The organism is Pseudarthrobacter sp. MEB009 (genome assembly GCF_030208875.1).
GTDB lineage: Bacteria > Actinomycetota > Actinomycetes > Actinomycetales > Micrococcaceae > Arthrobacter.
The window spans coordinates 126,800-146,621 of the sequence record NZ_JARVTC010000013.1 but is presented as its reverse complement, the minus strand read 5'-3'; the positions used below and the strand labels follow the sequence as shown (position 1 = coordinate 146,621).

Sequence of the window (19,822 nt, the reverse complement as noted above, 5' to 3'; positions counted from 1 at the left end):
GGACGACATGGAAGTGTTGCGCGTATTCAACAACAACGTCGTCCTCGCCCGCGCGGCCGGTAAGGGCGAAGTCATCCTTACCGGCCGCGGCCTGGGCTTCCAGGCCAAGCCCGGCCAGCAGGTGGACGAGGCCAAAGTGGTTCAGGTGTTCGTCCCGGAGGATGGGCGCAACGCGGACAACTTCGGCGCCCTGGTGGCGGCCATCCCGCCCGAACACCTGGCCCTGGCGGACCAGGCCCTGGAAATAGCCCGCGCCGGAATGTCCGGGCCGCTGAACTCCACCACCGTGGTGGCGCTCGCGGACCACCTGAGCTTCGCCATCAAACGGCTCCGCCAGGGCCTGGCCATGGACTACCCGCTGCGGGCCGAAGTGGCCCACCTGTACCCGGACGAACTCCGGATGGCGCAGCAGATTGTTGACTACGTCAACCGGCAGCTGGCGGAGAACCTGCCGCCGGAAGAGGCCATCGCCATTGCCTTGCATCTGGTGAACGCCGGTTTTGCCAGTGGCGACCTCTCCCACACGTACCAGATGACAGGGGTGTTCGCGCAGCTGTTCGAGGTGCTGGAACAGGCTTACGGGCGGGCTTTCGACCGGGAAACGGTGAACGCGGCCCGCTTTATCACGCACCTTCGGTATTTCTTTGTCCGCGCCCACACCGGCAGGCAGCTCGCCGAAGGCGCCACCGGACTGGGCCTGGCCATCCGGCAGGCGTACCCGGATGCCTACGGCACGGCCCTGAAGCTCCAGGCGGTCCTGGAACTGCGGCTGGGGGAGCCGCTCACCGAGGACGAAGTCACTTACCTCACCCTGCATGTGGCCCGGATGGCGGACGATCTCCGCCTGTCCCAGCAGACGGCCGGCTAGAGCGCCGGCAGCACGTCCCGGGCTTCCTGCGCGTCCATTCCCGTGGCCTCCAGCAGGTCCACCATCAGCGGCCGGAACAGCATCACCACCGTTTCGCCCTCCAGCCGCTGCACCTGGAGCAGCTTAGGATGCAGGCGCAACGCGATTTCGCTCAGGTCGCGGCGGGCAGTGCGCAGGTGTGCGCGGCGGGCACCGTCCTGCTGTTCAGCCAGGCCAAGGGAGAGTTCCTCGATGGCGGCAGCGGTTTCCTGCAGCACCTCGGCGATGTTTTCCGTGGCCTCGTCGGAGAGGGCCGCGTGGTTGATGGCGCTGGTGAGCCTGCGCGCGAACACCCGGCTGTTGCGCAGCGCCAGGTCGATGAAGTCCAGCGATTCCTTCAGCCGGTCCAGCTCGTCGCGGTGCCTGCGGTAGGCGGGGGCCAGGGTGGCCACCTCGCCGGAGGTCCGCAGCGACTGGCGCATTCCGTCCACCAGCGGCTGGCAGTTGCGGCCCCGGATGAGCGCGTGCCAGGCCTGCGTGGAATCGCTGTTGGCCAGCGCGTCACCGCATTCGCGCAGCACCTCGGCCAGTTCGTGCAGCAGTTTCCGGACGTCCTTGCGCGGTTCCCGCCGGGGATCCTTGGGAATCAGCACCGTGATCAGCAGGGCGAAGAGGCCGCCCACTACGGCGTCGATGCTCCGGGTGAACGGTCCGCCGTCGGGCGCCGGCAGGAGCACCACCAGCAGTGACTGCAGCCCCAGTTGCGTGGTGAAGATGGTGCCGCTGTCCAGGAACCGGGCCAGGAGGATGGAGAAAAGAAGCACGACGGCGGCCTGCCAGATTCCGCCGCCCAGCCAGTGCAGGAGCAGGTCACCCACGGCGATGCCGATGGTGCAGCCCAGCCCCACCTCCACCACCCGACGCAGCCGGGGTTCGCGGGAGAAGCCCAGGGCGAGCAGCGAGGACGTGGCAGCGAACAGCGGCCCGGAATGCCCCAGCACGTATTCGGCAAACGCGTAGGCGCCCACCGCGCAGACCGTCATCTGGATGGCCGGGACCAGGGAGTTCCTGCTGCGGATCATCCCGGTCCTGATGCGGCCGTGCAGGAACCGCCTGCCTGCTGAAAGTCCTGCTGCGGAAGCCATGCGTTCCAGTCTATGGCGGGGGCGTGTACTACGGCCCGAAGTGTGATCTGCGCAATGGTGACCCGGCAGTTGTAAGCCAATATCCCGCGGTCGTTAATTCTCCGTTCACTTTGGGGCGCCCGTCCCGTTACCTGCACCCCATAGCTTTCTTGAAGGTACTGAACGTACGCATCGCGCAGCAGGGCTCTCCGTTCCCTGTCCGCACCTGAATCACCCTGGAAGGGGTACATCCTGTGAAGGCACTTCGCTTCGGCCGCCACGCGGCTCTCGCTGTTATTGCAGCCGGCGCTCTCGCGCTCACCGCCTGCGGTTCTGACAACGCCACCGGAACCACGCCCGCCGGCGACTCCACCTCAGCCGGCCCCAAGGTCACCGGCACCCTGACCGGCATCGGCGCCTCCTCCACCGGCGCAGCCATGGACGCCTGGAAGGCCGGCTTCACCGCCGCCAACTCCGGCGCCACCGTGCAGTACTCCCCGGATGGCTCCGGCGCAGGCCGCAAGGCCATCATCGACGGCTCCGCCCAGTTCGCCGGTTCCGACGCCTACCTCAAGGACGAAGAGCTCGAAGCCTCCAAGGCCCAGTGCGGTCCCGACGGCGCCATCAACATTCCCGTCTACATCTCGCCGATCGCCGTGGCCTTCAACGTCCCGAACGTCACCGAGCTCAAGCTCGACGCCGCCACCGTCGCCAAGATCTTCCGCGGCGAAATCACCAACTGGAACGATCCGGCCATCGCCGCCCTGAACGAGGGCACCACGCTTCCGGACCTCAAGGTCACCCCGGTGAACCGCTCCGACGACTCCGGCACCACGTCCAACTTCACTGACTACCTGGCCGCAGCAGCCCCCGAGGTCTGGACCGACAAGTCCGCAGGCGTCTGGCCCGCAGCCCTCCAGGGCGAAAACGCCAAGGGCACCTCCGGTGTGGTCAAGACCGTCACCGACACCCCGGGCGCCGTGACCTACGCCGATGACTCCGCCGTGGGCGGCAAGCTGGGTACCGCCGCCATCAAGGTCGGCGAGGAATTCGTCAAGATCTCCGCCGAAGCAGCAGCCAAGGCCGTTGAAGCAGGCAGCCCCGTCGAAGGCCGCTCGGCCACCGACGTTGCCATCAAGCTGGACCGCAAGACCACTGAAGCCGGCGCCTACCCGGTGGTCCTGGTTTCCTACCACGTGGTCTGCAGCACCTACGCCACCCAGGAAACGGCTGACCTGGTGAAGGCCTTCGAAAACTACGTGGTTTCCGACGCCGGCCAGCAGGCAGCAGCGGACTCCGCCAAGTCGGCGCCGCTCTCCGCCGCCCTCGCGGAGAAGGCCACCAAGGCGATCGAGTCCATCAAGGTCAAGTCCTAACCAAGCATTGACCCCACGTTCCCCGCTCCGCCAAAAAGCGGGGCGGGGAACGTGGTTGTGTCCGCTTCATCCGCCAGCTCCATTTCCCGATCGAAGGGCCGTCGAATGACCGCCACCTCCCTGACCAGCACCCAGGGCGCAGGCCGCGCCGGGGATAAAGTCTTCTCCGGCGCCGCGCTCGCCGCCGGTTGCCTCATCCTCGCCGTCCTTTTCGGCGTCGCACTCTTCCTTGTGGTCCAGGCCATCCCGGCCCTGACCGCCCCCGCCGACGAAATACAGGGCGGCGCAGGCTTCTTCACCTACATCGGGCCCATCGTGGTGGGCACGCTCATCGCCGCTGTCATCGCCTTGGTGATCGCCACCCCGATCGCCATCGGCGTGGCGCTGTTCATCTCGCACTTCGCCCCCCGCGGCCTCGCCGCCGGCCTGGGCTACGTGGTGGACCTGCTCGCTGCCATCCCCTCCGTGGTCTATGGCGCCTGGGGCGCAGCGTTCCTGGCCAAGGAAATCTCGCCGATCTACAACTGGCTGGCCGACAACATGGGCTGGCTGCCCATCTTCCAGGGCCCGGCGTCCGCCACCGGCAAAACCATCCTGACCGCAGGCATCGTCCTGTCCGTGATGGTGCTGCCCATCATCACGTCCCTGTCCCGCGAAATCTTCCTGCAGACCCCCAAACTGCATGAAGAGGCCGCCCTGGCGCTCGGCGCCACCCGCTGGGAAATGATCCGGATGTCCGTCCTGCCGTTTGCGCGGCCGGGAATCATCAGCGCCATCATGCTGGGCCTGGGCCGTGCCCTGGGCGAAACCATGGCCGTGGCCCTGGTGCTGTCCTCCGGGGCACTGACCGCCAGCCTGATCCAGTCCGGAAACCAGACCATCGCAGCGGAAATCGCCCTGAACTTCCCCGAGGCGAGCGGACTGAAGGTCAGCACGCTGATCGCCGCAGGCCTGGTCCTGTTTGTCATCACCCTGGCCGTGAACATGCTCGCGCGCTGGATCATCAGCCGGCACAAAGAATTCTCGGGAGCCAACTAAATGACCTCCACCCTCACCCCCGTGCGCAGCAAGCGCTCGGCGCTGACCAAGGGCCAGTTGCCCAAGTACGCCCCGCTGGTGGTCCTGGCGGCCGCATTGATCGTCGGCGCCGCCATCCTGGCACTGGTGGGCTTCAACGCTTTCGGCTGGGGCATCGTCTCGGCCGTCCTGTTCGCCGTGGGCCTGGTGTCCTGGAGCGCCGCCGTCGAAGGCAGCCGCCGCGCCAAGGACAAACTGGCCACCTGCCTGGTGGTTGGCTCGTTCCTCGTGGCGCTGCTGCCCCTGGTCTCGGTCATCTGGACTGTCCTGGTCAACGGAGTCCCCGGCCTGCTGGCCCCCGGCTTCCTCACCAGCTCCATGAACGGCGTCACCGGCGTCTATGACAACCGGGCGGTGGAGGACGGAGCCCCGGTGCTGGGCGGCATTTACCACGCCCTCCTCGGCACCATCCAGATCACCCTGCTGGCCACCATCATCTCCGTTCCCGTGGGCCTGCTCACCGCGATCTACCTGGTGGAATACGGCAATGACGGCCGGCTGGCCCGGGCCATCACGTTCTTTGTGGACGTGATGACCGGAATCCCGTCCATCGTTGCGGGCCTCTTCGCGGCCGCCTTCTTCTTCGCGGTGGTGGGGCCGGGCACCAAGACCGGCGCCGTGGCCGCCGTCGCGCTTTCCGTCCTGATGATCCCCGTAGTGGTGCGTTCCAGCGAGGAAATGCTGAAGATCGTGCCCAACGAACTCCGTGAGGCTGCCTACGCCCTGGGCGTGCGCAAGTGGCGGACCATCCTTAAGGTGGTCATCCCGACGGCGATCTCCGGCATCGCGTCCGGCGTCACCCTGGCGATCGCCCGCGTCATCGGCGAGACGGCCCCCATCCTGGTGACGGCCGGGTTTGCCACCAGCATCAACTCCAACGTTTTCGGCGGGTGGATGGCCTCGCTGCCCACCTTCATCTACACGCAGATCCTGAACCCCACCTCGCCGGCCAACCCGGACCCGTCCTCGCAGCGGGCGTGGGGCGCCGCCCTGGTGCTGATTATCCTGGTGATGGTGTTGAACCTCGCGGCCCGGCTGATCGCCCGCGTCTTCGCGCCCAAAGCCGGCCGCTGACCTCCAGCCGCCCCGCCCGGGCCACCCCCCATCAATTCATCCCAGTCAGTGAAGGAATACCATGTCTAAGCGCATCGACGTCAAGGACCTGAACGTGTACTACGGCGATTTCCTCGCCGTGGAGGACGTCACCATCAACATCGAGGCCAAGTCCGTCACCGCCTTCATCGGGCCTTCCGGCTGCGGCAAGTCCACGTTCCTGCGGACGCTGAACCGCATGCACGAGGTGCTCCCCGGCGCCCGCGTTGAAGGGGAAGTGCTGCTCGACGGCGACAACCTCTATGGCCCCGGCGTGGACCCGGTCACGGTCCGCTCGCAGATCGGCATGGTGTTCCAGCGGCCCAACCCGTTCCCCACCATGTCCATCCGGGACAACGTCCTGGCCGGCGTGAAACTGAACAACAAAAAGATCTCCAAGGGCGAAGCCGACGTCCTGGTGGAGCGTTCCCTGCAGGGCGCCAACCTGTGGAATGAGGTCAAGGACCGCCTCGAGAAGCCCGGCTCCGGGCTTTCCGGCGGCCAGCAGCAGCGACTCTGCATCGCCCGCGCCATCGCCGTGGAACCCCAGGTGATCCTGATGGATGAGCCCTGCTCCGCCCTGGATCCCATCTCCACGCTGGCCATCGAGGACCTCATCAACGAACTCAAGGACCAGTACACGGTGGTGATCGTGACCCACAACATGCAGCAGGCCGCGCGTGTGTCCGACAAAACCGCGTTCTTCAACATCGCCGGCACCGGCAAGCCCGGCAAGCTGATCGAGTTCGGCGAAACCCAGGGCATCTTCAGCAACCCCACCCAGAAGGCCACCGAAGACTACGTCTCCGGCCGCTTCGGATAAACCTCTGGTGCCGGCGGACCCAGGAGGCAGTTTTCCGTTTCCGGCAGGCCGTCGCCCGGGGGCCTGCCGTTATTCCGGGACCTCCAAGTGGAACCCGCAGCGGCACTTCAGCACCCGCGTTGGCAGCGAAATGGCGCTGAGCCCGGCGTTGGTGTTGGCGTTGCGGTAGCTGAGCCGTTCCACCTCGTGGTCCGTCCCTGCCATGGGAAATCCGCAGTGGATGAAATCCTCGCCAAAAACCATCACGCCGGCTATTCCGCGCACCTGGTTGAGGGCTGCTGAGACGTCCGCCGAGTATGCCGGGTGTTCATGGAACAGCCGGCAGCCGTCGCAGGTGTAGGACACCGTGACCAGGTCCCCGTCGGAACTGCCCAGGGCAATGACGGCGTGGATGGTCAGGTGGTGTTCGGTGCCGCAGTTGCCGCACCGGAGCTGCCGGGGTTGGGGCGGGAGCCGCCGTTGATTCGGGATGGACAAGGCGTGCGCTCTTTTCCATGTGGTGCATACGTAGCCGCCGATTCGCTGCAGCGGCACCCGTCCGCTGCCCTGCATACGACGTCGAACGGCAGTTCCGGCCCCCTTGCGGAACATATGCTCGAATTTACGTCACCCCGGATGCCCTGTACAGGGTCCCGCGGGTGTTCAGTGCTCCAGCGGCGTCAGCGCCAGGGCCAGCACGAACCCGAGGGCGGCCGCCGCCACGGGGGTCAGAAGCCACAGACCCAGGATCCGGATCACCAGGCGGCGGTTGGTGACGGAGAAGTTCTGGTTCTCCCCGGCGCCGAGGACCGATGCGGTCACCAGGTGCGTGGTGGACAGCGGCCAGTGCAGGCCGATGGCACCCACAAACAGCATCACGGCGCTGAAAATCTGCGCGACTGAACCCCGTAGCGGATCGATCCGGGTGATCTTGTGGCCAATGGTGTAGGAGATGCGCCAGCCGCCAAAGAGGGTCCCCGCGGTGATCATCACCGCGGAAAGCAGGGCAACCCACACCGGAATGGAGCCGCCGTCGGCATAACCGGCAGCCAGCAGTGCCAGCAGGAGGACGGCACTGACGCGCTGGCCGTCCTGGAGACCATGCCCAAAGGCCACCGCGCCGGCCGCAATGGCCTGGCTTCGCCGGAAGCGCTGGTTCACCACATTGGGCTGGGTGTAACGGGCGCCCCAGGTGGCCGGATAAACCAGCAGGAAAGCTCCGCTGTAAGCCACCACCGGCGACAGCAGCAGCGGCAGGATCACCTGGAACAGCAGCGACTGGTCCACCCCTCCCACGCCACCGCCGCCGACGGCCAGGCTCGCGAGCCCCGCGCCGGCCAGGCCGCCCACCAAAGCGTGGGTCGACGACGCCGGAATTCCGCGCCGCCACATCAGCAGCCCCCACGCACAGGAACTGACCAGGCCTGCAGTCAGGATCCCCAGGCCCTCAGGGCCGGGTGGAAGGCTGATCCAGGTCCTGGCGACAGCCACGGCGAGGCTGGCGCTCAGGAGCGCCCCCACCAGGTTGAAGAAGGCGGCCAGCAGCACGGCGACGCTGGGGGTCAGCGCCCTGGTCCGGGTGGCCAGGGCCACAGAGGTGGAAACATCGCGGAAGCCGTTGAGGAAAGCAAACGCGGCGGTGAGCACCACCACCGCGCCGAAGATAACAGCTGTCACTTCAGGATTCCTTGACGATGATGCTACCCACCTGGGTAGCGATGCGCCGCATGTCCTTGGTGACTTCCACCAGCTGGTTGGCAATGTCACGGTTGCGGGAGTACTGGGCCCACTTCATGTCGGCGATCATGTCCGCCACCCATACCCGGTGGGTCCGTTCCGCACGCTTGGCCAGCCGCAGGATCTCGATCCAGTAATCCTCGAGGTCATCGAGGTTGTTCAGCCGGCGCATGGCGTCCACGGTGAGCTCCGCCTGCCTGCTGATGATTTCCAGCTGGTCCGCGGCGCGCTTGGGCAGCCGGTCCAGCTTGTAGAGGCCCACCAGGTCCGCTGCCGCGTCCATCTTTTCCATGGCTTCGTTGAGGTAACGGGAAAGGGCGTACATGTCTTCGCGGGGGAGCGGGTTCACGAAGCTGGTGCGCATATGGGTCAGCAGCGCAAAGTGCAGTTCCGCGGACCTGGCTTCATGGTTATGCATGTCGTCCACGAGTTTGCCGTGCTCGGAGGCCGGAACGCCGAGGATTTCCGCCAGGGTGGCCGTGGCCAGCACAATCTGCTGCGCCATCTGGGAGAGGAGGTTCAGCCCGGCGGGCTCCTGGGGGAAAAGGCGCAGCTTCACGTGTTTACCGGTCTCCGGGGAAAGTACAGGGCAGGGTTTGCTGCCGTGTGACTTGACGCCGGCGCGCAACTGGGGCTAACTCTACCGGCCCGGGTCTGGTGCCTTGGAACGGGACCGGAAGAGGACAGAAAAATGGTGCCGAACCGGATACGCCTCTCGGCGGTAGGCCGCTCTAGGCGGCTGAATGTTGAAGCCCGGGGGTTTCGCGGCTCGGCACCGGTTTCAGTGTTCTACTTTGATTCGCGCAAGTCAACCTTGACAGATCCGGCGGCCCGGGTGCGGGCGGCCGTCAGTCCAGTTCGCCCAGCCGCCAGGCGTTGGCAGCGTGCTCTAGGTCCTCGGCCGTCTTCACCAGTTGGTGGGAATTGCGGGTCAGCTTGCTGGCATGGGCTTCGTTGGAGTGCTCGGCACCGTCGGCGATCGTGGCCTGGCCCAGCGCCACGACGCGGCAAAACGCGGCGGAACGTTCCAGCGCAACGTCGAACTCGCCGTCGAACGCCCCCGAAAGGATGGCGTCCGCCATGGCCGTCATTTCCTCGGCTCCGGGCGGCTCGGCAGCACCTGCCACCACGTTGGCCACCTGGGCCGTGTCCTTGCCGGCCCGGAAGTACACGGAAATCCGCTCGGGATCCTGGACCGTTGCCGCGCGGAGGGCGTAAAGCCGCCACAAGGCGCCGGGCAGGGACCGGGCGGGGCTTTCGGCCCACATTTCGGCGATTGCTTCCAGGCCCTGTTCGTCGGCGAGGCGGACCAGCCGTTCGGTGATGACGGGGTCGTCGCTGTCGCGGCCGTGCCGGACCAGCGCCTGGGCTGCAAGGTGGGCGGCCTCGGAGACCCGCGCCGGATCCGCGCCGCCGGCAAACGGCTCGAAATCGATGGGGGCGAAAGGCTTCGGCTTGTGGTGCCGATTTGCGCCGCCATAGGCAGTAGGTGCTGCTTGCTCGCTCATGCCCCCACGCTACTCCTGTGCCGCCGCTGAAATCGAGCGCCCCCCCGGCCTTCAGGCGTGGCGGGAGAGGCACGACGGCGGCGCCCGGGTCGCGTGCCCAGGCGCCGGATTCATGGGTTAGAGTATTAACGTCCAGAAATGGACTGGGCCGGAAGGTGCCGACGCTCTGCGTTTGGACCTCCGGTTGGGGCCTTTAGCTCAGTTGGTAGAGCATCGGACTTTTAATCCGTGGGTCGTGGGTTCGAACCCCACAGGGCCCACCCGCGAACGTGGAAATCCCCCGGCAGCCGCTCTGGTTGCCGGGGGATTTCTGCATTCCGGGACTACATGCCGGCAACCCGCGGCCCAGCGGAGGCCGGCAGCCACGCGGCACCCGCCGCAACGTCCGTGAAGCGCCGGCCGATCAGGGCGTACCCCGCCGGGTCCGGATGCAGCCGGTCCGGCAGGTGGGCGGCGTCGGCGGCGCCGAAGAGTTCCAGCCCGTCCACGTAGTGGAGGTTGCCGTCGTCGGCCTGCCGCTGCGCCACGGCGCCGGCGATGATGTCCCGGGCATCCTGCAGGGTGAGCAGCCCGTCATTGGGCCGGCGGGGAAGGTCCGTGGCCAGGAAGGCGCCGTCCACCAGCCGGGACGGGCCCGGTCCCTGCTCGTGCTCCGGGCAGTGAATGGGGGAGATCAGCACCAGCGGCGTCTCCGGGTGGCCGTCCCGGATGGTGTCCAGGAACCCGTGCAGGGCCGGGGCGAAGGTCCGGCGCCGCAGGCTGGCGCTGTTGATGATGTTGATGCCCACCTTCAGTGTGATGAGCCCGGCAGGCTGGTCCCGGATGGTCCGCGCCACGAACTGGTCGAGGTGCGCGGAGCCGGCCAGCCCCAGGTTGAACAGGTCCAGGCCCAGGTTCCGGGCGGCGATCACCGGCCACACGCCCAGTGGCGTGTCCGCATGCGAGGCCTGGCTGATGGAACTGCCGTAGTGGACCCATCGCGGTTCCCGGCGTGGCGCCGGCCGCAGCGGCTCCCCGGCGCGGACAGCATGGATCCTGAGCCGGCCGCGGTGCGGCAGCCAAACGGAAACGGTCCGGCGGCGGCGGGGGCCGGGGAGCTCGAACCGCAGCACTGAGGGGGCGCCCGGCGTCAGGACCGGAGGGCGGTCGGGAAAGGTTTCCACCACGTCCCCGTCGCTGACCAGGCGGCTTTCCTCGAACCCGTCCGGGCCGGTGACGCTGATGGCTGCGGGCTGCAGCGGACGCCACCGCCAGGCGGCGGACTCCCGGATGAAGGTAGCCTCGATTTCCAGCCAGGCCGCCTCCGTCTCAAAGTCGAGCCGGACCCCGGAGGCTGTGGAATTGGCGTTGTGCAGGGCAACGTCGCCACCGAACTGCGCCTGCGCCCAGGCCGGCAGCCGGCGGATCACGGTCCCCCCGGGCCCGTGGCTGACGTCCAGGGCGCCGCGGACCGCCACTGCCACGGCGGCGGGGGACAGGTCGGAGCTCACGCGCGGCCCCGCAAGATGGCGACGATGGCTTAGCTCCCCTGCCCGGCGCGGTACACGTGGACCAGCGCATTGGCGTGGCCGTGGCCCATGCCGTGCACGGACTTCAGCCAGGTCACCTGTTCCGCGTGCTTGAGCCCGGCCACGGCATCCAGCGCCGCCAGCCAATGCTCAGCAGGCTGGCCGTACTTGGCTTCAATGGAAGGGAAGTAGGACCGCGGGCCCTTGACGTTTTCGCTCATCCAGCCATTCCAGCACGGTCCGGCGGGGCGCGGGGAGCACCACGCCCCGCCGGCACCGGCAGAATAGGCACATGGCAAACAGCAGCAAGGGCAGGATGCCGCGTCTCGAGGACGTGGCTGACATCGCCGGGGTTTCGCACCAGACCGTCTCGCGGGTGGTCAACAACCACCCCAACGTCAGCAGCGCCACGCGGGAAAAGGTGGAAGCGGCAATAGCCCAGCTGGGCTACCGGCGGAACACGGCCGCCCGGAGCCTGGTCACCCGGCGCTCGCAGACCATCGGGGTGCTGGCCAGCGAGCTGTCCCAGTACGGTCCGGCCAACACGTTGCTGGGGGTGGAGCAGGCCGCCCGGGACGCCGGATATTTTGTCAGCATCGCCGCGCTGCGGGAGGTGGGCCGGGAGGCCATTTCCGACGCCGTGAACCACTTTATGGACCAGGCAGTGGATGGCATTGTGGTCCTGGTGCCGCACGCGGATACCCTGCTGACGCTGGAGGAACTGAACCTGCCCGTCCCGGTGGTGGCCGTGGGATCCGCGGGCAGCGGCGCGGTGAGCGGCGCCATGGTGGACCAGCGCCGGGGCGCCAGGATCGCCGTCGAGCATCTTATTGCGCAGGGGCACCGGCGGATCGGCCACGTGTCGGGGCCGCAGGACTGGACAGATGGGTCCGAACGCGCGGAAGGCTGGCGGGATGCCCTGCGCGACGCCGGCCTGCCGGACAATCTCCTGCTGGAGGGGGACTGGAGTGCCGGCAGCGGTTACGGGATCGGCCGGACCCTCGCTGCCGGGCTCACGGCGACGGCCCTTTTTGTGGGGAACGACCAGATGGCGCTGGGCCTGCTGCGTGCCTTCGCGGAGGCCGGGGTGAAAGTGCCCGACGACGTCTCCGTGGTGGGCTTCGACGACCAGCCCGAAGCGGGGTACTTCACGCCGCCGCTGTCCACCGTCCGGCAGGACTTCGAGGAGTTGGGCCGGCGCTGCATCGACGCCATGCTGAAGGAGATCGAAGCCGGCGCCGGCGTCAGCTCCATCGTGGTGACCCCCGAGCTGGTGCTGCGGGCCAGCACGGCACCTCCCGCCTGACCCGTTCCGGCAGCCCTGCCGCTGATATCCCCACCTTTGAGGCGGCCGACGGCGTGTCCCGGCGACCCGCCGTCGTCACCGGGGTGCCAGGCGGCAAAGGTGGGCAGATTCAGCGCCACCGGGCGCCCGATGCCCTTGACTCACATCTTGTTAGCGCTCACAATAGTTTCAGGCCGCGAAGTGGCGGCAGCAACTGAAGGAATCTTCTTATGGACGCTGTGGAAGGCCGGGACGCTTACGTCGTCGGCGTGGATTATGGGACCCTTTCGGGCCGCGCCGTGGTGGTCCGCGTGCGGGACGGCAAGGAACTGGGCAGCGGCGTATTCGACTACCCGCACGCGGTGGTCACCGACGCCCTGCCCGCAAGCACCGGCGGATCCGCCAGGCTTCCCGGCGAGTGGGCCCTCCAGGTCCCCAACGACTACCGCGATGTCCTGCGCAACGCCGTCCCGGCAGCCGTGGCCGACGCCGGGATCGATCCGGCCGCCGTCGTCGGAATCGCCACTGACTTCACTGCCTGCACCATGGTGCCCACCAAGGCCGATGGCACGCCCCTGAACGAGGTGGCCGGTTTCGCCAACCGGCCACACGCCTACGTGAAGCTCTGGCGGCACCACGCGGCCCAGCCCCAGGCGGACCGGATCAACCAGCTCGCCGCGGAACGCGGCGAGGCCTGGCTGCCGCGCTACGGCGGACTGATTTCCTCGGAATGGGAATTCGCCAAGGGCCTGCAGCTGCTGGAAGAGGACCCCGGGGCCTACGCCGAGATGGACCACTGGGTGGAAGCCGCCGACTGGATCGTATGGCAGCTCTGCGGCCAGTACGTCCGCAACGCCTGCACCGCCGGCTACAAGGGGATCTACCAGGACGGCCGCTACCCCTCCGGGGACTTCCTGGCCGCCCTCAACCCCGGGTTCGAGGACTTCGTCAGCACCAAACTCGAACACACCATTGGCCGGCTGGGTGACGCCGCCGGCTACCTCACCGCCGAAGCTGCGGCCTGGACCGGACTGCCGGAAGGCATCGCCGTGGCCGTGGGCAACGTTGACGCCCACGTCACCGCGCCCGCAGCCAGGGCCGTTGACCCGGGCCAGCTGGTGGCCATCATGGGTACCTCCACCTGCCACGTGATGAACGGCACCGAACTCCGCGAAGTACCCGGCATGTGCGGGGTGGTGGACGGCGGCATAGTGGACGGGCTCTGGGGCTACGAGGCAGGCCAGTCCGGCGTTGGCGACATCTTCGGCTGGTTCACCAAGCACGGCGTCCCGCCGGCCTACCACCAGGCCGCCGCGAAGGCCGGCCTGGGCATCCACGAATACCTCACCGAACTGGCCGCCGCACAGGCCATCGGCGGGCACGGGCTGATCGCCCTCGACTGGCACTCCGGCAACCGCTCGGTCCTGGTGGACCACGAACTCTCCGGCATCGTGGTGGGCCAAACCCTCGCCACCAAGCCCGAGGACACCTACCGGGCACTTCTTGAAGCCACGGCCTTCGGCACCCGCACCATCGTGGACGCCTTCCGGGACTCCGGAGTACCCGTCAAGGAGTTCATCGTGGCCGGCGGCCTGCTGAAGAACCGGCTCCTGATGCAGATCTACTCCGACGTCACCGGCCTGCAGCTCTCCACCATCGGCTCCACCCAGGGCCCGGCCCTCGGCTCAGCCATCCACGCCGCCGTGGCTGCCGGAAAGTACCCGGACATCCGCGTGGCCGCCGCCGCCATGGGCGCCGAACCCGGCGAGGTGTACACCCCGATCCCGGAAAACGTGGCTGCCTACGATGAGCTGTTCCAGGAATACCGGACCCTGCACGATTACTTCGGCCGCGGCACCAACAACGTGATGCACCGGCTCAAGGCCATCCAGCGGCGGGCCGCCGGCTCGCTCCCGGCAGCCGGGGCGGACACTGAGGCAGTTGCCGGGGTGAACGCATGAGCGCCGCCGGAATCCTGGACGCCATTGCCAAAGTCCGCGCCGACGTCTGCACCCTGCACGCCGAGCTGACCCGGTACCAGCTGGTGGTCTGGACGGCGGGGAACGTCTCCGCGCGGGTCCCCGGCGAGGACCTGATGGTCATTAAGCCTTCCGGCGTCTCCTACGACGGGCTGGCCCCCGAGCTGATGGTGGTCACCGACCTTTACGGGGTGCCCGTGGCTGGCAACGCCGGGGCGGAATGGGGCAACCCGGCGCTGTCGCCGTCGTCGGACACGGCAGCGCATGCCTACGTCTACCGGCACATGCCGGAGGTGGGCGGCGTGGTCCACACCCACTCCACCTACGCCACCGCCTGGGCCGCCCGCGGCGAGGCGATCCCGTGCGTACTCACCATGATGGGTGACGAGTTCGGCGGGTCCATCCCGGTGGGCCCCTTCGCGCTGATCGGCGACGACTCGATCGGGCAAGGCATCGTGGACACCCTCCGCGGCTCCAGCTCCCCGGCCGTGCTGATGCAGAACCATGGCCCGTTCACCATCGGCAAGGACGCCACCTCGGCCGTGAAGGCAGCCGTGATGTGCGAGGAAGTGGCACGCACCGTGCACATCTCGCGGCAGCTCGGCGAGCCGGTGTCCATCGACCAGGGCCACATCGACTCCCTTTACGCCCGCTACCAGAACGTTTACGGCCAGTAGTGGCCCGGCACCAACTTCCAGGAGAATCCATGTCCAACGCAGCAAGCACCTCCCTCAACGGCTTTGAGGTCTGGTTCCTCACCGGCAGCCAGCACCTCTACGGCGAGGATGTCCTCAAGCAGGTGGCGGCCCAGTCCCAGGAGATCGCCAACCAGCTCAACGCCAGCTCTTCGGTGCCGGTGCGGATCGTCTGGAAGCCGGTCCTGACCGATTCCGACGCCATCCGCCGGACCGCGCTGGAGGCCAATTCGAACGATTCGGTCATCGGCGTCACCGCCTGGATGCACACGTTCAGCCCCGCCAAGATGTGGATCCAGGGCCTGGACCTGCTCCGCAAGCCGCTGCTGCACCTCCACACGCAGGCCAACCGGGACCTGCCCTGGGCGGACATTGACTTCGACTTCATGAACCTCAACCAGGCCGCCCACGGCGACCGCGAGTTCGGCTACATCCAGTCCCGCCTGGGCATCGCCCGCAAGACCGTGGTGGGGCACGTCTCCAACCCCGAGGTGTCCCGGCAGGTGGGGTCCTGGCAGCGCGCCGCCGCCGGCTGGGCCGCCGTCCGCACCCTCAAGCTCACCCGATTCGGCGACAACATGCGCAACGTCGCCGTCACCGAAGGCGACAAGACCGAGGCCGAGCTGCGCTTCGGCGTCTCGGTCAACACCTGGTCCGTCAACGAACTCGCCGACGCCGTCCACGGGGCAGCGGAGGCCGACGTCGACTCCCTGGTGACGGAATACGAGGAGCTTTACGATGTGGTCCCGGAACTCCGCGCAGGCGCGGCCCGGCACGACTCGCTCCGCTACGGTGCGAGGATCGAACTTGGGCTGCGCAGCTTCCTGGAAGCCAACGGGTCCGCGGCGTTCACCACGTCCTTTGAGGACCTGGGCGCCCTCCGCCAACTGCCCGGCCTGGCCGTCCAGCGGCTGATGGCCGCCGGCTACGGCTTCGGCGCCGAGGGTGACTGGAAGACAGCCATCCTGGTCCGCGCCGCCAAGGTGATGGGCGGGGAACTCCCCGGCGGAGCCTCCCTGATGGAGGACTACACCTACCACCTGGAGCCGGGCTCGGAGAAGATCCTCGGCGCACACATGCTGGAGGTCTGCCCGTCGCTGACCGCCACCAAGCCCCGCCTGGAAATCCACCCGCTGGGCATCGGCGGCAAGGAAGATCCCGTCCGCCTGGTGTTCGACGCCGATGCCTCCGCTGGCGTCGTCGTCGCCCTGTCCGACATGCGCGACCGGTTCCGCCTGGTGGCCAACGCCGTGGACGTGGTGCCGCTGGACCAGCCCCTGCCCAACCTGCCCGTCGCCCGTGCCCTCTGGAAGCCCCAGCCGGACTTCGCCACCTCCGCCGCGGCCTGGCTCACGGCCGGCGCCGCGCACCACACGGTGCTGTCCACGCAGGTAGGGATGGACGTGTTTGAGGACTTCGCCGAAATCGCCAAGACCGAGCTGTTGACCATCGATGAGGACACCACCATCCGCCAGTTCAAGAAGGACCTGAACTGGAACGCCGCGTACTACAAGCTCGCCGGCGGGCTTTAGGGTCCGGTTTCGGCCCGGACGCCTAGCACCTCACCGGTGTGAGAGCGTCCGGGTGTCCGGCCAGTCGGCCAGGATCTCCGCGGCCACCATGGCTCCGGCGTTGTGCAGGTCGAGGGCCAGCTGCAGGCTCCTGCCGGCAAGGACCGCAAACGCGCGCGCCGCCGCTATCGCCGGCAGGGGAAACGCGGCGGGATCCGGCACAAAGAAAACCAAGGCGGCCGAAGCGCCCGGCCGGAGCCTGAGCCGGACCGCCAGCATGCTGCCGAACCCCGCCCCGGCCAGGCGGGTGGAGTAGCCGGGCCAGCGGATGTCGGCGGCACCCTGCAGGACCACCACCGGCGGCCCGCCGGCCAGGACCTCCGCCACCGGCCCCTCGCCCGTTCCCGTTCCGGCGGCGGTGGCGGGAACGCCCCGGTCCAGCAGCGCCGCGGCCCTGGCTGACGTGCCGTGGCGGGCAACCGGACGGCCGGACCCGCTTACCACCAGTCCGCAGTCGAGCGCCGTCACGGACGCGGGATGAGCGGAAGATCCACCACCAATTTCCAGGATCACGGCGCGGGCAGCAGCCGCCACCAGCAGCTCGATGGAGCCGGTTAGATCATCGGCATCCGCCACCGGGTCCAGGAGCGCTTCCATGCGCTGGGCGTCCGTGACGGTTGGGGCCGGACGAAAAAGAGGGCCGGCGACGGCTGGGGGAGAAGCCTCGGTCTCAAAGGCTTCCTCGTCGCCGGCCCCGTTCAGCACCCGGGCCAGATGGTCCGGGAAATCTGCGCGTACGTAGTGAGTCTGAATGGACCCCCACACCCCCTCGTGAGCCAGGTACTCAGGCTGGGGAAACATCCCTGCCCTGAGATAGAACCTAATGCGGTATCCGGCGCCGGTGAATGGGTAAGCGGTACTCGACTTTGCTGCGGGGGACTACTTGGTGCGTGTTCCGCCGGGCAGTGCTTGACTCCGTGCCGGGGACCGTCAACAATATTTCTATAACGTTGTAAAACACAGACAAGGAAGTTTTTTCGTGACCACAGCAGACCAGTCCGCAGCGAAGATCACCATGGATCCCGCGTTCGCGGTGGGACCCGTCCGGCGGCGCACCTTCGGATCCTTCGTCGAACACCTGGGCCGGTGCGTCTACACCGGCATCTTCGAACCGGAGCACCCCACCGCGGACGAGGACGGCTTCCGCGGCGATGTCCTGGACCTGACCCGCGAGCTGGGCGTCTCCACCATCCGCTACCCCGGCGGAAACTTTGTCTCCGGCTACCGCTGGGAAGACGGCGTGGGCCCGGCCGGCCAGCGTCCCGTGCGGCTGGACCTGGCCTGGCACTCCACCGACCCCAACCTGGTGGGTGTGGACGAGTTCGCCAAGTGGTCCGCCAAGGCCGGCGTTGAACCCATGATGGCCGTCAACCTGGGTACCAGGGGCACCCAGGAAGCCCTGGACCTGCTCGAATACTGCAACATCGACGGCGGAACGGACTTCTCCGAACAGCGCCGGAGCAACGGCGCCCCGGAGGGTTACGGCATCAAAATGTGGTGCCTGGGCAACGAAATGGACGGTCCCTGGCAGATCGGACACAAAAACGCGCAGGAATACGGCCGGCTGGCGGCCGACACGGCCCGCGGCATGCGCATGATCGACCCGGACCTTGAACTGGTTGCCTGCGGCAGCTCAGGCCCCACCATGGACACGTTCGGCGAATGGGAGCGGGTGGTGCTCACTGAAACCTACGACGTGGTGGACCTGATCTCCGCCCACATGTACTTCGAGGACTTCGGCGACCTGCAGGAACACCTGGCCTCCGGGCACCGGATGGAAACCTTCATCCGCGACATCGTCAGCCACATCGACCACGTGAAGTCGGTCCGGAAGTCCAGCCGTCAGGTCAACATCTCCTTCGACGAGTGGAACGTCTGGCACATGAGCCGCGACGAATCCAAGGTCCCCACCGGCAAGGACTGGCCCGTCGCCCCCGTCCTCCTGGAGGACACCTACACCGTGGCCGACGCCGTGGTGGTGGGCGACCTGCTGATCACCCTGCTCCGCAACACGGACCGCGTCCACTCGGCCAGCCTGGCCCAGTTGGTCAACGTCATCGCCCCCATCATGACCGAGCCGGGCGGCCGCGCCTGGAAGCAGACCACGTTCCACCCGTTTGCGCTGACCTCCCGGCACGCAGCCGGCACCGTGCTGCAGCTCGCCGTCGAATCCCCGCTGGTCAGCGGCGGAAAAACGGCCGACTTTGCCGCCGTCTCAGCCGTTGCCACCTACGACGCGGACAAGGGCGAGGCGGTGGTGTTCGCCGTCAACCGCTCCGCCACTGACGCGCTCAGCCTGGACGCCGTTGTGTCCGCGCTGGGGAACGTGAGCGTGGTGGAGGCGCTGACCTACACCAACAAGGACCCGTACTGGCAGGCCACCGCTGACGATTCCACCTCGGTGCTGCCCGCGGAAAACGTCACGGTCAAGGCCGACGGCGGCCGGCTCACGGCAGAGCTGCCCGCCGTGTCCTGGTCCATGATCAGGCTGTCCGTGGGTTCCTGACCCGGCACTGCACGGCCCGGCGCAGGCGTCCTCATGACGACGGCGGCCGCAGGTGGGAGGATGGACGGCATGGAGCTGTACATCACGGGGGATCCCGCCGCAGACAAGTTGTTGAGTGAGGACGCTTTTGCGTTGCTGACCGGAATGCTGCTGGACCAGCAGGTCACCATGGAATCCGCGTTTGCCGGGCCGGAAAAGATCCGGACCCGCCTGGGCTCGGTGGAACCGGCGGCCATCGCCGCCCACAACCCTGAGGCTTTTGTGGAGCTCTTCAAGGAACGCCCGGCTGTGCACCGGTTCCCCGGCTCCATGGCCGGCCGCGTCCAGGCGTTGGCGGAAGCCGTGCAGGGCGAGTGGGGCGGGGACGCCACCAATATCTGGACCCAGGACGGTCCCGACGGCGCAGAGGTGCTCCGACGGCTCAAGGCGCTGCCCGGATTCGGTGAGCAGAAAGCGCGGATCTTCCTGGCGCTGCTGGGTAAACAGTGCGGGCTTTCGGCGGCCGGGTGGCAGGAGGCTGCGGGCCATTACGGTGAGGCAGGTTCCTACCTTTCCGTGGCTGACATTGTGGATCCGGAATCCCTGGTCAAAGTCAGGGCCAGCAAGCAGGCCGCCAAGGCCGCAGCGAAGGCCGCCAAAGCCTGAGGACAGTGCCCGGGATGGGTGCCGGGCTGCCACTGTTGCGGCGGATTCGGTGCGGGCCCGCCGGTTCTGC

The 19,822-nt window shown here is 67.7% G+C and carries 19 protein-coding genes and 1 tRNA gene; 12 read left to right on the top strand and 8 right to left on the bottom strand.

The window, feature by feature from the left end:
- The first annotated feature begins 7 nt into the window (after window positions 1-7).
- Window positions 8-868 carry a PRD domain-containing protein gene (locus QRN07_RS11900; protein ID WP_050684189.1) on the top strand — a complete coding sequence of 287 codons (861 nt, stop codon included), beginning with the start codon at window positions 8-10 and terminating at the stop codon, window positions 866-868.
- Here QRN07_RS11900 and QRN07_RS11895 read toward each other — a convergent pair.
- Window positions 865-1,992 carry an FUSC family protein gene (locus QRN07_RS11895; protein WP_050684190.1) on the bottom strand — a complete coding sequence of 376 codons (1,128 nt, stop codon included), beginning with the start codon at window positions 1,990-1,992 and terminating at the stop codon, window positions 865-867. The genes QRN07_RS11900 and QRN07_RS11895 overlap by 4 nt on opposite strands.
- 233 nt (window positions 1,993-2,225) lie before the next feature.
- Here QRN07_RS11895 and pstS point away from each other — a divergent pair, with 233 nt between their 5' ends.
- The 4 genes from pstS to pstB all read left to right on the top strand — a co-directional run bounded on the left by pstS (window position 2,226) and on the right by pstB (window position 6,339).
- The gene (gene pstS / locus QRN07_RS11890; protein WP_050684191.1) at window positions 2,226-3,347 is read left to right on the top strand and encodes a phosphate ABC transporter substrate-binding protein PstS; all 1,122 of its coding nucleotides are present in this window, start codon (window positions 2,226-2,228) and stop codon (window positions 3,345-3,347) included.
- A gap of 105 nt (window positions 3,348-3,452) precedes the next feature.
- Window positions 3,453-4,385 (top strand): phosphate ABC transporter permease subunit PstC, encoded by a 933-nt coding sequence (gene pstC, locus QRN07_RS11885; RefSeq protein ID WP_050684192.1) that lies wholly within the window; start codon window positions 3,453-3,455, stop codon window positions 4,383-4,385.
- Window positions 4,386-5,498 (top strand): phosphate ABC transporter permease PstA, encoded by a 1,113-nt coding sequence (gene pstA / locus QRN07_RS11880; protein WP_050684193.1) that lies wholly within the window; start codon window positions 4,386-4,388, stop codon window positions 5,496-5,498.
- 61 nt (window positions 5,499-5,559) lie between these two features.
- Entirely contained in the window at window positions 5,560-6,339 is a 780-nt protein-coding gene (pstB, locus tag QRN07_RS11875; protein ID WP_050684194.1) for a phosphate ABC transporter ATP-binding protein PstB, read from the top strand.
- A 69-nt stretch (window positions 6,340-6,408) separates the two neighbouring features.
- Here pstB and QRN07_RS11870 read toward each other — a convergent pair whose 3' ends face one another.
- The 4 genes from QRN07_RS11870 to QRN07_RS11855 all read right to left on the bottom strand — a co-directional run bounded on the left by QRN07_RS11870 (window position 6,409) and on the right by QRN07_RS11855 (window position 9,563).
- The gene (locus QRN07_RS11870) at window positions 6,409-6,816 is read right to left on the bottom strand and encodes a hypothetical protein (protein WP_050684195.1); all 408 of its coding nucleotides are present in this window, start codon (window positions 6,814-6,816) and stop codon (window positions 6,409-6,411) included.
- Between the two features lie 165 nt (window positions 6,817-6,981).
- Entirely contained in the window at window positions 6,982-7,995 is a 1,014-nt protein-coding gene (locus tag QRN07_RS11865; protein WP_056601618.1) for an inorganic phosphate transporter, read from the bottom strand.
- 1 nt (window position 7,996) lies between these two features.
- Window positions 7,997-8,614, bottom strand: a complete 618-nt coding sequence (locus tag QRN07_RS11860; RefSeq protein ID WP_050684197.1) for a DUF47 domain-containing protein — start codon at window positions 8,612-8,614, stop codon at window positions 7,997-7,999.
- A gap of 289 nt (window positions 8,615-8,903) precedes the next feature.
- A complete protein-coding gene (locus QRN07_RS11855; RefSeq protein ID WP_285241114.1) occupies window positions 8,904-9,563 on the bottom strand; it encodes a hypothetical protein in 660 nt (219 codons plus the stop codon).
- Window positions 9,564-9,750: 187 nt separating this feature from the next.
- On the opposite strand from QRN07_RS11855, the gene QRN07_RS11850 reads away from it, so the two are divergent.
- A tRNA-Lys gene (locus QRN07_RS11850) sits at window positions 9,751-9,823 on the top strand.
- Window positions 9,824-9,886: 63 nt separating this feature from the next.
- Here the strand turns inward: QRN07_RS11850 and QRN07_RS11845 are convergent.
- A complete protein-coding gene (locus QRN07_RS11845; protein WP_050684199.1) occupies window positions 9,887-11,053 on the bottom strand; it encodes an SGNH/GDSL hydrolase family protein in 1,167 nt (388 codons plus the stop codon).
- A gap of 29 nt (window positions 11,054-11,082) precedes the next feature.
- Window positions 11,083-11,292 carry a DUF4287 domain-containing protein gene (locus tag QRN07_RS11840; protein ID WP_050684200.1) on the bottom strand — a complete coding sequence of 70 codons (210 nt, stop codon included), beginning with the start codon at window positions 11,290-11,292 and terminating at the stop codon, window positions 11,083-11,085.
- A gap of 71 nt (window positions 11,293-11,363) precedes the next feature.
- Here QRN07_RS11840 and QRN07_RS11835 point away from each other — a divergent pair, with 71 nt between their 5' ends.
- The 4 genes from QRN07_RS11835 to araA all read left to right on the top strand — a co-directional run bounded on the left by QRN07_RS11835 (window position 11,364) and on the right by araA (window position 16,562).
- Window positions 11,364-12,377: a LacI family DNA-binding transcriptional regulator gene (locus tag QRN07_RS11835; protein ID WP_285241113.1), complete on the top strand. Its 1,014-nt coding sequence runs from the start codon at window positions 11,364-11,366 to the stop codon at window positions 12,375-12,377.
- 209 nt (window positions 12,378-12,586) lie between these two features.
- Window positions 12,587-14,317 (top strand): ribulokinase, encoded by a 1,731-nt coding sequence (gene araB / locus QRN07_RS11830; RefSeq protein ID WP_050684202.1) that lies wholly within the window; start codon window positions 12,587-12,589, stop codon window positions 14,315-14,317.
- Window positions 14,314-15,012: an L-ribulose-5-phosphate 4-epimerase gene (locus tag QRN07_RS11825; protein ID WP_285241112.1), complete on the top strand. Its 699-nt coding sequence runs from the start codon at window positions 14,314-14,316 to the stop codon at window positions 15,010-15,012. Before araB ends, QRN07_RS11825 begins: the two co-directional genes overlap by 4 nt.
- Window positions 15,013-15,041: 29 nt before the next feature.
- Window positions 15,042-16,562, top strand: coding sequence for an L-arabinose isomerase (gene araA / locus QRN07_RS11820; protein ID WP_050684204.1), 1,521 nt, complete (start codon window positions 15,042-15,044; stop codon window positions 16,560-16,562).
- 30 nt (window positions 16,563-16,592) lie between these two features.
- Here the strand turns inward: araA and QRN07_RS11815 are convergent, their stop codons facing one another.
- Window positions 16,593-17,198 carry a hypothetical protein gene (locus QRN07_RS11815; RefSeq protein ID WP_056601595.1) on the bottom strand — a complete coding sequence of 202 codons (606 nt, stop codon included), beginning with the start codon at window positions 17,196-17,198 and terminating at the stop codon, window positions 16,593-16,595.
- 418 nt (window positions 17,199-17,616) lie between these two features.
- Here QRN07_RS11815 and arfA point away from each other — a divergent pair, with 418 nt between their 5' ends.
- Both arfA and QRN07_RS11805 read left to right on the top strand, forming a co-directional pair.
- Window positions 17,617-19,107, top strand: coding sequence for an arabinosylfuranosidase ArfA (arfA, locus tag QRN07_RS11810; RefSeq protein ID WP_056601767.1), 1,491 nt, complete (start codon window positions 17,617-17,619; stop codon window positions 19,105-19,107).
- 60 nt (window positions 19,108-19,167) lie between these two features.
- Window positions 19,168-19,752 (top strand): HhH-GPD-type base excision DNA repair protein, encoded by a 585-nt coding sequence (locus QRN07_RS11805; protein ID WP_285241111.1) that lies wholly within the window; start codon window positions 19,168-19,170, stop codon window positions 19,750-19,752.
- Window positions 19,753-19,822: the final 70 nt, after the last annotated feature.